Source organism: Pedobacter sp. Bi27 (genome assembly GCF_918698255.1).
GTDB lineage: Bacteria > Bacteroidota > Bacteroidia > Sphingobacteriales > Sphingobacteriaceae > Pedobacter.
The window spans coordinates 208577-221395 of sequence record NZ_CAKKMW010000006.1; the positions used below are offsets into that span (position 1 = coordinate 208577).

At 39.6% G+C, this 12819-nt stretch carries 11 protein-coding genes; 5 read left to right on the forward strand and 6 right to left on the reverse strand.

All coding sequences use genetic code 11. From position 1 onward, the window contains the following. Positions 1 to 2: 2 nt before the first annotated feature. The 5 genes from LQ227_RS20035 to LQ227_RS20055 all read left to right on the forward strand — a co-directional run bounded on the left by LQ227_RS20035 (position 3) and on the right by LQ227_RS20055 (position 6194). Complete coding sequence (locus tag LQ227_RS20035; RefSeq protein ID WP_230144964.1) at positions 3 to 380, forward strand: GtrA family protein; 378 nt, start codon at positions 3 to 5, stop codon at positions 378 to 380. Then, the gene (locus tag LQ227_RS20040; protein WP_230144965.1) at positions 381 to 2924 is read left to right on the forward strand and encodes a DUF5686 and carboxypeptidase-like regulatory domain-containing protein; all 2544 of its coding nucleotides are present in this window, start codon (positions 381 to 383) and stop codon (positions 2922 to 2924) included. 18 nt (positions 2925 to 2942) lie between these two features. Beyond that, a complete protein-coding gene (locus LQ227_RS20045) occupies positions 2943 to 4232 on the forward strand; it encodes a DUF4833 domain-containing protein (protein ID WP_230144966.1) in 1290 nt (429 codons plus the stop codon). A 398-nt stretch (positions 4233 to 4630) separates the two neighbouring features. Continuing rightward, positions 4631 to 5251, forward strand: coding sequence for a sterol desaturase family protein (locus LQ227_RS20050; protein WP_230144967.1), 621 nt, complete (start codon positions 4631 to 4633; stop codon positions 5249 to 5251). 1 nt (position 5252) lies between these two features. Further along, positions 5253 to 6194 carry a phosphatase PAP2 family protein gene (locus LQ227_RS20055; protein WP_230144968.1) on the forward strand — a complete coding sequence of 314 codons (942 nt, stop codon included), beginning with the start codon at positions 5253 to 5255 and terminating at the stop codon, positions 6192 to 6194. Positions 6195 to 6234: 40 nt separating this feature from the next. Here the strand turns inward: LQ227_RS20055 and LQ227_RS20060 are convergent, their stop codons facing one another. From LQ227_RS20060 to LQ227_RS20085, 6 genes are all read right to left on the reverse strand, one after another. Then, positions 6235 to 6837, reverse strand: coding sequence for a hypothetical protein (locus LQ227_RS20060; protein ID WP_230150718.1), 603 nt, complete (start codon positions 6835 to 6837; stop codon positions 6235 to 6237). Between the two features lie 288 nt (positions 6838 to 7125). Next, positions 7126 to 7833, reverse strand: coding sequence for a hypothetical protein (locus LQ227_RS20065; RefSeq protein WP_230144970.1), 708 nt, complete (start codon positions 7831 to 7833; stop codon positions 7126 to 7128). A gap of 36 nt (positions 7834 to 7869) precedes the next feature. Beyond that, on the reverse strand, positions 7870 to 8553 hold the full coding sequence (locus tag LQ227_RS20070; RefSeq protein WP_230150719.1) for a hypothetical protein: 684 nt from the start codon (positions 8551 to 8553) through the stop codon (positions 7870 to 7872). A 280-nt stretch (positions 8554 to 8833) separates the two neighbouring features. Beyond that, a complete protein-coding gene (locus LQ227_RS20075; RefSeq protein WP_230150720.1) occupies positions 8834 to 10069 on the reverse strand; it encodes an alkaline phosphatase family protein in 1236 nt (411 codons plus the stop codon). Positions 10070 to 10079: 10 nt separating this feature from the next. Continuing rightward, complete coding sequence (locus LQ227_RS20080; RefSeq protein WP_230144973.1) at positions 10080 to 11006, reverse strand: metallophosphoesterase; 927 nt, start codon at positions 11004 to 11006, stop codon at positions 10080 to 10082. Next, a complete protein-coding gene (locus LQ227_RS20085; protein ID WP_230150721.1) occupies positions 11006 to 12796 on the reverse strand; it encodes a RagB/SusD family nutrient uptake outer membrane protein in 1791 nt (596 codons plus the stop codon). The genes LQ227_RS20080 and LQ227_RS20085 overlap by 1 nt, the downstream gene beginning before the upstream one ends. Positions 12797 to 12819 lie beyond the last annotated feature (23 nt).

Here is a 12819-nt window from a genome sequence, read left to right on the forward strand (position 1 = left end):
CCATGATGTTCACTTATCTAAAAGCACAGGCATCATCTTTAGTGGCCTCGGCAACAGATTTTGGTGTGACCATCATTGCCGCAAATCTTTTTGGCTGGTGGTATCTGGCAGCAAGTATTACCGGTACGGTTACAGGCGGTGCTGTTAATTTTTATGTGAACCGTAAATGGGTTTTCGAAAGTGAATCTACAGCGATTAAATGGCAGATCTTAAAATACATTTTGGTATGGACAGGCAATCTCATTATCGTAACCGCGGGTGTGTTTGTGCTCACCCATTTTTTTAATCTTAATTATGTTCTCGCTAAAGTGCTTAGCTCAGTTTTAACCGGGGTAAGCTACAATTATATCATGCAAAAGCAGTTTATTTTTTCAAGTTAAATGAAACCGATCTATTCATTTTTTCTCCTCGTGGTGCTCAGTTTTATTTTGCAGGTAAATGCTTTTGGCCAAAGAACCGCAGTGTCGGGAACGGTGCGCGATGCCGTAACCAAAGAAACACTGCCGAATGTTTCCGTCTTTTTTAAAGACACTAAAATAGGCATACAGACCGATGTGAACGGAAAGTATACATTGGTTTCTCCCGATCCACAAAGCGAAATCACTTTTAACTATGTAGGTTATCGGGCAGTTTTTAAAAATGTTATGCCATCTGCAACGCAGGAACTCGATATTGCATTGGTTCCTGATTCAAAAGCACTGGATGAAGTGGTCATTGTTGGTGGAAAAAAGGTGAGATACCGCAATAAAGATAATCCGGCGGTCGAATTGATCCGCCAGGTAATTGCCCATAAAGATGAAAACCGGATTAAGAGTTACAATACGGTGTCTTTTAGGCAGTATGAGAAGATGTTGTTCTCGTTGAGCAATGTTTCGGAAAAGTTTAAGAACAAAAAGATGTTCAGAAATTATCAGTTTTTATTTCAGGAACAGGATTCGACCTTAATTGGCGGAAAAAACCTCTTGCCGGTGTACATTCAGGAGAAACTAGCCGATAGCTACCTCAGTAAAGATCCGGAAAGAAATAAAACTGTTGTTATTGCCGAAAAACAGGTAAACTTCGATAGCAGGTACATCGATAATAAAGGAATGAAAACCTATTTCGATAGGATGTATCAGGATATTGATATCTATAAAAATAACATCTCTGTAATCAGCAACGAATTTCTAAGTCCGATTTCGGATGGGGCACCTGCTTTTTATAAGTTTTTTATTACCGATACGTTAAAAAATCAAAAGCCTGAGGTCATCGAGCTGTCTTTTACGCCACGCAATACAAACGATATGTTGTTCGAAGGAAAGATTTATGTAACGAACGATAGCCACTACGCCGTTACGGGTGCTTCATTTGGGGTAAATAAAAACATTAACCTCAATTTTGTACGTGCATTAAAAGTCGATCTCGATTTTGAAGCCAACAACAAAGGCAAATACAGTTTGAGCAAAAGTAATCTGTTGGCCGATTTTGGTATTGGCAAAACCAAAGGCATAGGTTTTACCGGCGAGCGCACCGTTACCTATAAGAATTACCAGTTTGATACGGTTCTGCCTGATACTATTTTTCAAGGGAAAAGTACCGTTGTGCGGGCCGATGCAGCAAAAAAAGACGATAAATTCTGGGAGCAAAACAGACTGGATACCATTTCGAAAAACCAGCTGAAGATTTACGGCAATATCGATACCCTGCAAAACCTGCCGTCTTTTAAACGGACGATGAAAATCGTTACGCTTTTATTTGCTGGTTATCAGAATTTAGGCCCCTATGAAATTGGCCCGGTAAATACATTTTATAGCTTTAACAATGTAGAAGGCTTAAGGCTGCGGGTGGGCGGCCGAACAACGCCTGAACTGAGTAAACGTTATTATTTCGAAAATTATTTGGCTTATGGGATTAAAGATGAGAAATGGAAGTTTTTCCTTTCCGGAACGTATTCGCTGAATAACAAATCGATCTACGAATTCCCCCAGAACTACGTTAGAGCCAGTTTTCAGCGCGATACAAAAATTCCCGGACAAGAACTCCAGTTTGTGCAGGAAGATAATTTCCTGCTCTCGTTTAAACGTGGGGTAAATGATATGTTGCTCTACAACGATTTTTATCGTTTAGATTATGTTAAAGAATTCGAAAATCACTTTTCTTATAACCTCGGGTTTAAAAAGTGGAGCCAAACGCCTGCCGGCGGACTCAATTACCTAAACGGCGCAAATCAGTCTGTTAACCGGTTAAGTACCAGTGAAATTTCCCTGCAATTAAGGTACGCGCCGAATGAAAAGTTTTATCAGGGCAAGATCTACCGTGTGCCCATTGCCGATCGTTATCCGGTATTTAATTTGCGTTATACCGCAGGTTTAAAGGGCGTTTTCGGTGGCGAATACAATTACCATAACTTAATGGGAAGCATCGATAAACGTTTTTATTTATCGCAGTTAGGCTATAGCGATGTAACTTTCGAAGGTGGTTATATCGCCGGAAAAGTGCCTTTCCCTTTATTGGCCATACACCGTGCCAACCAAACTTACGCTTATCAGCTCAACTCTTACAACCTGATGAACTTTCTTGAATTTGTGAGCGATCACTATGTAAGCATCAATATCGACCACAATTTTAACGGCTTCTTTTTTAATAAAGTACCATTGATCAAAAAATTAAAGTTGAGGGAAGTGGTGTCATTCAAAGCCCTATATGGTGGGTTGAGAAATGAAAATAACCCAAATTTCCAATCGGGGCTGTACCAGTTTCCCGTTTACGAAAATGGTGCACAAAGAACTTATGCATTGGGTAACGAGCCCTATATGGAAGGTAGTGTTGGTGTAGGCAATATCTTTAAATTATTAAGGGTCGACGTGGTGAAGCGGTTCAACTACCTCAATAATCCGGAGGTTTCGGAGTGGGGAATAAGGGCAAGGGTAAAATTTGATTTTTAAGAAATAAGAAAAAAAGCTATGGAAAAAAATCTGAGGGACAGCCTGCAACAGGGCATATATAAAGTGATTAACCCTTTTGTAAAGGGATTGATAAAAATAGGTTTAACGCCTAATGCGGTGACGACCATTGGCCTGATCCTGAATATCGGTGTGGCGGTTATTTTTGTGCTCGGTGCCGAAAAATCGAACCGCGGCGATATGTCTTACATCGGTTGGGGAGGGGCACTGGTGCTTTTTGCAGGCCTGTTCGATATGCTCGACGGTCAGGTGGCGCGATTAGGCAACATGAGTTCGAAGTTTGGTGCTTTGTACGATTCGGTGCTCGACCGTTATAGCGAAATGATCATGTTTTTGGGCATCTGTTATTACCTGGTTGCGCATCATTACTTTTTAAGTTCACTATTCGCATTTATCGCATTGATCGGCTCGATGATGGTGAGTTATACCCGTGCAAGGGCCGAGGGATTAGGTGTGGAGTGTAAAGGCGGTTTAATGCAAAGACCGGAAAGGGTAGTAACCATTGGCGTTTTTGCCATAGCCTGTGGTATTGCAGGTCATTTTATTGGCGGCAATTACAAAGTTTATGTACCAGGTGTTTCATTCCATGTTTTCGAAACGATGTCGATTTTTACCATGCCCATTACCCTAATGGCGGTATTAACCAATATCACAGCTGTTAAAAGGTTACAGGAAGCCAAAAAAGGACTCGAAGCGCAAGAATTTAATGAGCGAAAAGGAAATAACAAAGCTGCATTAATTGCCGGTTTGGTATTAATGGGAAGTTTAACCGGAATGCTTTCTTTTAATGCAAACGCGCAGGGATCAGATCCTTCTCCGATTACTTTTCCAACACCAAAAGATATTAATAATCAGCTGTTTTATTTACAGCGCGATCCAAATACCAATACCATTATCTGTCAGTTAAATGTAGATAAAAATGGCGTAGTGAATAAGGATCAACCTGTAAATGTGTTTTGGATGCGCTACGGAGATAAAGGTGAAAAGAAAGAACTGAGTTATATCCAGCGGAAATTTGCTTATGGTATTATCAGCAAAAATCTGGGTAACGGCCAGTTCGAACTGCGGTTTACCTCGCATAAAAAACTGCCGATGTATTTAAATAAATCTGGTGCAGATAAAAAATACCATGTTTTTGCCACCATTAACAATAAAAAAATGCAGCTAGAACGGATATTCCTTCGGATTGAGGGCGGTACCTTTTGGTTTCCGAATGTAAAATATGTAGAAATAAAAGGTTTTGATGCTTCAGAGCCATCAAAAGTGTTAGTTGAAAGGATTAAGGTTTAGCGGAGGGCGTTCTCACAAAGTTCGTCATTGCGAGAAGGCTTTTTCAGCCGACGAAGCAATCTTAAACTATGGGGGCTATAGCGATCGCTTTAAGATTGCTTCGTGCCTCGCAATGACGACCCATTTATTAAAATTTATATCGATTTGTCAGTCTGAGCGGAGTCCGCTCTACACGTCATTTCGAGCGAAGTGCAACGAAGCCGGGAAATCTAAAAGATAGATCTCTCCATTTCGCCTTGCTTCAGTCGAGATGACGACCGAATGTAAATAGAGTTGAATGTCAGTCTGAGCGGAGTCGAAGACCCTTTAACACAGTTTAAAGATCTCTCCATTTCGCCTTGCTCCAGTCGAGATGACGGACTAGATGAGGAGTCGAAGACCAGTTAAAAATATTACCAATGAAAAAGAATTTTGTTTCAAATTCGACAGCATCTATCAGGATGTTTAAAAACGACTTTTTAGAAAGCCTATCAAAAGTTAGGTTTTATGTGCCTTTAATTGTTTATGTTCCGGTTATTGCCTTTCTTTTTTGGAAAGCGCTTTGGGAAATCGAAATGCCTGTTTTGAACTTTGCAGGTTGGTTTTTGCTTGGCCTTGGCATTTGGACAATCACTGAATATATCTTGCACCGCTACGTGTTTCATTTCGAGCCAGATGTGGAATGGGGCAAGAAAATCCATTTTATTTTTCATGGTGTACACCACGATTATCCCAACGATGCCAAAAGATTGGTCATGCCGCCCTCAGCCAGTATTCCTATGGCTTTGGGTTTTTATTTTCTTTTCGATTGGTTATTGCCCGATACAGTGGTTTACCCATTTTTCTCAGGCTTTATGATCGGTTATCTCTTTTACGATATGGTACATTATGCACTTCACCATGCCAATTTTAAAAGCGGTTTCTGGAAACAGTTAAAACAGCACCATATGCTTCACCATTATTCCGATTCGACCAAGGGTTATGGGGTAAGCTGGACTTTTTGGGATCATATTTTTAGGTCTAATTTTGATAAAAAATAACATGCAGCAAGAGGTATTGCTTAAAAACAGTTTTTATAATCTTCGGAATATTTATCTAACAGTTGCTATATCTGTTGGATATCTATTGTTATCAGTACTACTGGTTGGCTTTAAAACCGATCAGCTGGTGCTGATTTTTATTTTTAATGCTCTGTTTTTTATTTCGAAGGGAACCAGGCAGTTTATCCTCGGCTTTTCAATCTTTATTGTCTACTGGATTCTGTTCGATTACATGAAAGCCTTTCCAAACTATCTTTTTAACACGGTACATATTGAAGATTTATATGACTTGGAAAAAAATACTTTCGGCATTAATTACCATGGCTTAATACTTACACCCAACGAGTATTGGAAAATAAACAGTACTGCATTTTTGGATGTATTGACCGGGTTTTTCTACCTGATGTGGGTACCAGTTCCCCTGGCATTTGCTACTTATCTTTTCTTTAAAAATAAGGAACAGTTTGTTCGGTTTTCACTCACCTTTGTTTGGGTAAATTTGTTAGGTTTTGTGTTGTACTATGCTTTCCCGGCTGCACCACCATGGTATGTGCAGGAACATGGCTTCGAATTTATTGCGAAAACTGCTGGCAATACTGCGGGATTGGCCCGGTTTGACCATTATTTTAACATTACACTTTTTCATGGCATATACAGTAAAGGTTCTAATGTATTTGCGGCCATGCCATCGCTGCACTCATCTTATCCCGTTATTGTTGTTTATTATGGCTTAAAAAACCGGTTGGGTAAGATCAATATTTTTTTTGCTGCCGTGATGATTGGCATCTGGTTTTCGGCTGTTTATACCAGTCATCATTATACGCTTGATGTTTTAGCCGGATTAAGCTGCGCATTTTTGGGTATCATTTCTTTCAATTATTTAATGCGCAATACAGGTTTGAAGCACTTTGTGAAAAACCTGATCAATGCCATTAGTAATTAGGCAATCAGGCATTGATCCGTCTAATACTGCCTTCAGTATATTATGCCGAAAGGTTAAATGGTGTTTGGCTGCTGCGCATTGTTACTGCTTGCTTATTGCTTTTTGCTTTCGCAAGCAGGTAAAACTCTACGCTAGCGATTAGGATGAGTGTATAGCCAAAAAGTTCGAGCGATTCTTCTGATACATTCTTCACATCACGGGTATATTGATTTTCCATAACGGCCATCCAGAACACTTTTCTACCATATAAACGTGCGAAAATATAAGTAGTTAAAATTCCGGATAACAGTATCCCAAAAGAAAATTTGTTTACAAAACCGTTTAGGTTAGAAAAAAAGAGTCCTTTATTTCTATATACAATAATAACTGCAAGAAAAAGCAGACCAAAAGCGCCGGTTTGCCACGCTCCATCATAAACATGTTCATCAAGAAAAGCGTCTTGCTCCCTGATGAGAGACGCCATTGTGAAGCTAAATAACGCAAAAGCAAGTGGGAATGATGATTTATGTTTAAATGAAATATAAAGGTAAGTAAGGGCACTTAATAGTAGTAGCAAGCTCTGTACATATTCTACAATTGATTGTTCATTGAATTTATTACTTCCTGCTTCATGCTGCACATTCCACTTCAGAAATTCAGACAATAAAACCATTATTGAACCATAAATAAGAAATCTGATAATAGCAGTTTTTAAACCGCTGGGGCTTGATGAGATAGTGGGACTGACCATTTTTTATTGAATTTGTATTGTCATCAGCTAGAAAAATTAATAAACATGGTTCTGCCGATAAGTTAGATTACAAATTTCGCTCAAGAACCATTGCTAAAAAAGGTCTATAAGTCCTAAAAATTGGTTAAAAAGTACGAATATTCCGAAGTTAAAATATAGTTTTTTGTCTATGTTATTCAATTAAGCTAAACGCTTCTGGATTTAGAAATTACAGGCTGCCGGCATATCTATGGTTAAATTATAAGCCGTTTGATCTATTTTTTGATTTACCTTATAGGTTTCGCCGCCAAAAACGATCTGGAAATCATAGCTTGCATTTTGTGCCAGCAAATTTGTACTGATATTTCCTTTATCCATATAGCCCAGGTATTGAAAGGCTGCATTGCTGCCTGCAGCACGAAAGTAAACATAAACGCTTGGCCTGATCTCTACATCCGTTCGGTTAGGGCATCGGCCGGTAAACGTTAAAGAAACATTATTATAAACCGGAGGTGGTGGCGTAACTACGGGCGGCGCAGTTGAGCCTGTTCGGGTTAATTGGATGTTAACCACCTGTTGTTTCTTTTCCGCCGAGAAGGTAATCTGTCTGGATTCTTTGTTGTATCCTGGGGCATTAATTTCAGCAATAACACTAATCGGCTGATCTGCTGTGGGAGCAATACTCGGGTGCAGGCCTATGGTAACCATGCCGGCACTTAACTGGATATTCTTTTTACCTGAAAGTTCATAAATATTGCTGGCGGCATTGCCTGATATGGTGATGGTTGAATTTGCAGGAGCGGGGCTCCCATCTTGCCCATCTGTAACATTTATCATTGCGGTGTACTTTATTACGTCAGTATCGATTACAATTTTTATATTTTCAGTAGGCTTTTTGCAGGCAGAAAGTATGCACATTATTAGTACCATACACATTGTATTTATTCTAAACATGATCTTAAATTTTTACAGTTTAAAATTAAAATTGATTTGAACAGTTGGGAGCCAGCGATAATCTTTTATGTTGTTTTGTAGTTGGGAGGTTTGAGATGAATTGCCTTCCAATAAACCTGTACCTACTACTTTTGCCTCTGGTTTGCTGAGGTAATAGGTCCCTACATCTACATTAATGTTAAATTTTTTGCGGGGGAAGGTGTGCGCAAAAGCTACCCCGAGGTAAGGTGCAAGGCCTCTCCAATCAACTGAAAGGTCTACATAACCGATTTGGTCTTCTGTGAGTACCAAGTCGCCATATTTATAATCGTCAGATGGAATTACCCTAAGGTTGCCCTTTGCTTTAAAAAAGTAAGAAAAGCCGCCAACCATGCGAAACCATGCAGCATTTTTAAACGGTACATAATCTGCAAAAGCATGAATATTGTAAAAATCGGCTGCTACATTGGATGTGGAATTAAATCCTGAAATTTTGAATACGTCATTTGCTTTAATTGGGATGAAGTTAAGGCCTCCTCTTACAGCAAGTTCTGGCAATACCCCGTAAATAAATTCAGCGCCAATACCTTGTGTACCTACATTTAACTGAACCGATTTTTTATTCAAAAGACTAACAAAACTGCTGTCGTTTTGTGCTTTTAGCTGCTGGATAACCAGTATAAGTGATAGAATTAGCGTGCATCGGAATAATTTCATATTATGTGGGATTAAGGTTTACAAATTATTAGTGCCGTTAATTTGATTGCTATAGCTAAATATCTAACATTAAATGAGTTAAAAAAGTTCGGATTATTTTAAATGAACATTATAAATAAGCTTATATGGGTATCGCCTGTGAGTAACCTGATACCAAGTTAAAACAGCTTGCAGGAAATATGATAAGTGCCATAAGTAATTAAAAAGCCCAATGGTTGATCGTTCACGATCAACCATTGGGCTTAGAGAGATAATTTATTGGAATTAGGAATGAAACTAATTATTTAACGCTTATCCATTTGTTGAGCATGTTATCTGGTGCTTCCAGTAAGAGTTTATAGAAAGAGGATGGGTAGTTTTTAAGATCTGCAAAATAATGTTGCTGACTAACGTCAACCTCTCCTAATAAATGATAGTCATCTTTTCCTCCTGTTTTAAACGCGTTGGTAGTTGCCAGCAAAATTTTTACTTTTCCTGTCTTTTCCAGTGCTTTCCAGCTAATGTCGAGGTGGTCTTGTACATAATTTGCTTTTAGTGCTGATATGGAAACTGGGCCAATGAATGATGTACCGTCAATTTCCTGTTTTACACTTTTTGGTAGTTTTACGTTAAGATAATCGGCAATGGAAGGCATGATATCTACTATGCCAAGATCGAAGTATTGAGCGTAAATATTCAGGTTTTTATAATTGCTCACCATCCAGGTAGAACGTTGACGCTCAGATTGTCCACCATGTCCGCGGCCAGTTTTTTCATCACGTCCATGATCCGTTGTAATTATAATCAGCCAATCTTCTTTAAATTTCTGTTGACGGTAAGTAATGGCATCCCAAATCTGGCCCATTTGTTTATCCAGCATCTCAACAGCATTATAAAACGCTGGACTATCACCGTATCGATGTCCCATATCATCCGTATATTCCAGGTATACCCAGGAAAGATCAGGCGCCTTATCATGAATGGTGTTTGCAGCCTGTTTAACTACTTCCTCATCAATAAGGTGCATGTAGGCCGAATTTTTATCATGTTTAAAACGAACAGTATCTATCTCAAAACCATCTGCTACAAAATCAGGCTTAAAGTTTCCTGTTTCAGAAAGGCCGTCGCCAAGCAACTTCGTCCGGTTATCGGTCCAGCTGGAAAAAATTCCTGTTTTTTTCTCAGGGTATTGATTTTTAAACAACCTGAAAATGTGTTGATAATTGTAATTGGGGGCTTTAATGTCGTTATCTGGTACATTGTGTTTGTTTACCCATGTTCCAGTAAGTAAACTATTATAACCAACGGCAGATATGGTTGGTGTTTCATTGTAACTTGCTTTATCACCACCCACATGCATACGCGAGTAGGATCCTGCTGAGATGATCTTTTTGAAATTAGGTAACTCCAGACGTTCCATTACATCGGCAGGGATGCCGTCGGCTATTACATAAACCACTTTACGAGGCCTATTTTGAGCAAATCCCGACAGGGATAAAGAAATACAACAAGCGAAAATAATTGTCTTTAATAACATAGTTCTAGTATTAGAAAGTGTGTGGAAAATATTCATTTTCAACTGTTCCATCATCGTACATTTTAAGTATTGCATATCCGGGTGGCGTTTCCAGATAATAACCTGGGCCTGCCGATTCTGCATCGCCCTTGCCCCACCAAAAACCACTCATGGCTCCATTGCAACAGTATCGAACACCATTGTAAACGGTTTGATCGGAAAGATGGTTATGGCCACTCAGGCAGATTTTTACCTTATCGCGGTGTTTGTAGAAAAGATCTTTCAGTTTTTTACAATCCGAATGTCCGCCACCAACCAATACCTGGGTGGTGCCTAGGATTGGATAATGCGACATGAGCAGGGTAGGTGTGCCAGCGGGCAGGTTTTTTAATTCCTGCTCAAGCCAGTTATACTGCTCATCATCAAGCGAAATTTTGCTGTTATTTCCATCAAGAATGATAAAATGCCAGTTCTTTTTGGAGAAACTATAATAACGGTTAGAAATTTTCAGCCGTTTCACAACATAGTTCTTCCCATACATTTCATCCTCTTTTGTGGGCGCTTTCCACCAGGTATCATGGTTGCCAATACAGCTGTGTATTTCGTATTTATCAATTGTTTTAATGCAATCATCCCAAATACCCCATTGTTCGGTTACCTGATTGCGTACTACATTATCGTAAGAAGCATCGTTAATCGAATCTCCTCCGTTTAAAAAGAAATCAACTTTATATTTGCTGATAATCTGTTTTAAACATGCTTTAAATCGCTCAGGAGCATTTTCTCCGGCACGTATGTGCACATCGGTAATATGTGGGACAGTAAGCATCAGTTTTTTACCTTTTGGTTTATCCAAAAATGCTTCTGAAGCCAGCGCTGGTAATGTACCTGAAAATGCAGCACCTGCTGAGATCCCTATGGCCTTTAGTAAAGACCTTCTTTTTATTTCTGTCATCATTACCAACCAAAAATTTGTTTAAGCTTAGGGTTTAGGATTACTTGTTGTTGCGGAATAGGGCGATAATAGAATTTTGGTTCCTCAAAAATTCTAACCACATTTTCTGTTACGATATTACCTCCAGTGTTGCCGTTCTTTAAATAAACCGTTGCATCAGTTCCGATTAATCCTGCACGGTAATAAATAAGTTTTACCCCAAGTGAGTTTTTTTCTTTCTGGTCTTCGCCAGGTATGGTTGCCGTTCTGTCAATCAGAATAATATCTTCAACCCCATCACCCGTAAGATCATATTTGCCCAATCCGGCGAAGTACATGCCTTCAGGACTTTTGGTTAGCAGTTTACCCACCTTCCAGCGCATTAAATCGTCAAAGCGCATGTTTTCGAAAGCATATTCTACCCTGCGTTCCCTCCTAATTTCGAGTATAACACCTGCGTTAGCGGTAACATTTGGATATTGCAACTGCAACGCAGGATCGGGATTGGCGTTTGCCGTTGCCAGATTAAGATCAGGCAAGCCTGCTCTTTTGCGAATTAAATTTACCGATTGGTCTAGCTGCGTCTGTGTTAATGTGCCTAATTCGGCAAGTGCTTCAGCATAGGTTAACAGCACTTCTGCATAACGGTATACCGGAAAATCTACACTATTTAAGATCGAGTTATCGGTACTGTTTACATAACCTTTCAACTGATGATAACCTGTAAAGTTTTTATTTAAGCGCTGAATATACGGTGTAGGATCGGGTACTCTTATCCACCCCGGGTAAACCATGGTCTGCGACATTCGCGGGTCACGGTTTTTAAATTCTGCTACAAAACCCAGTTGTGCGTAGTTTGCTACATCAGTAAACCTACTTCCATCTCTCATTAAGTAGGTTTGTAACAGATCTTTCGCTGGTGCCTGCTCATAATCGCCAAATACAGTCGAATTCACATTCTGGCTTTTGCTCTTACTCAGGTCGAAGATGTTAACCAAAATCACTTCGCTATTGGCAGTTAAATCCTGACTAGAGAAAAGCGTTGCATAATCTTGTTCCGGTTTTCCTGTATTGTAAATGTTAAACTTTTTACCAGCGATGAGCTCACCAGAAATTCTTGCTGCAGTTTCTAAAAAGGCATTTGCTGAACTGCTTAAATTCAGTTCGTTATGGTATTTACGATAAGTACCCTCGTAAAGTGCTGCCCGTGCATACAAAGTAGCTACTGCCCATTTCCCTGGAGTACCCACCGGAACGCTTTCCCGTACATTTTTATAGGCAAAATCCAGATCTGCCATTATACTGTCGGCAATCAATGTCCTTGAATCACGAGCTTTGTAAAGTTCTTCATCGCCTGGTTCCAATGTGCCTGAATACCAGGGTACATCAGAAAAACGCTTTACTTTATCCAAGTAGAATTCGGCACGGTAATACCTGGCCAAACCTGCATAGTGGTTTTTAACGGCAGCAGAAACCTGCGCTTTTCCATAGTTTTCCAGAAAGTAATTAATGTTTCTTAATCTGCCCCAACTCCAGCCAGATGTAATATTCTGGGCATTCGTGTTACCCGTCATGACATTTTTTACCTCAACTGCCGCGGTGGTGGCTACGTTATCTGTACTCTGATCGTTAAGATAAGTATTGCGGTCTGGCTGAGAGAGTAGGCCATTTACGTAAAGCGAAAGATCACTTTCGGTATTAAAGAACAGGTTGGGGGAGATGGATGTTTGTGGGAAACGGTCCAGCCCAGCTTTTTTACAGGCTGCGAGCATACCTGCAGCTGCAATAAATACGATATATAGATACTTTTTCATTTTTAAAATGATTTAAATGTGAG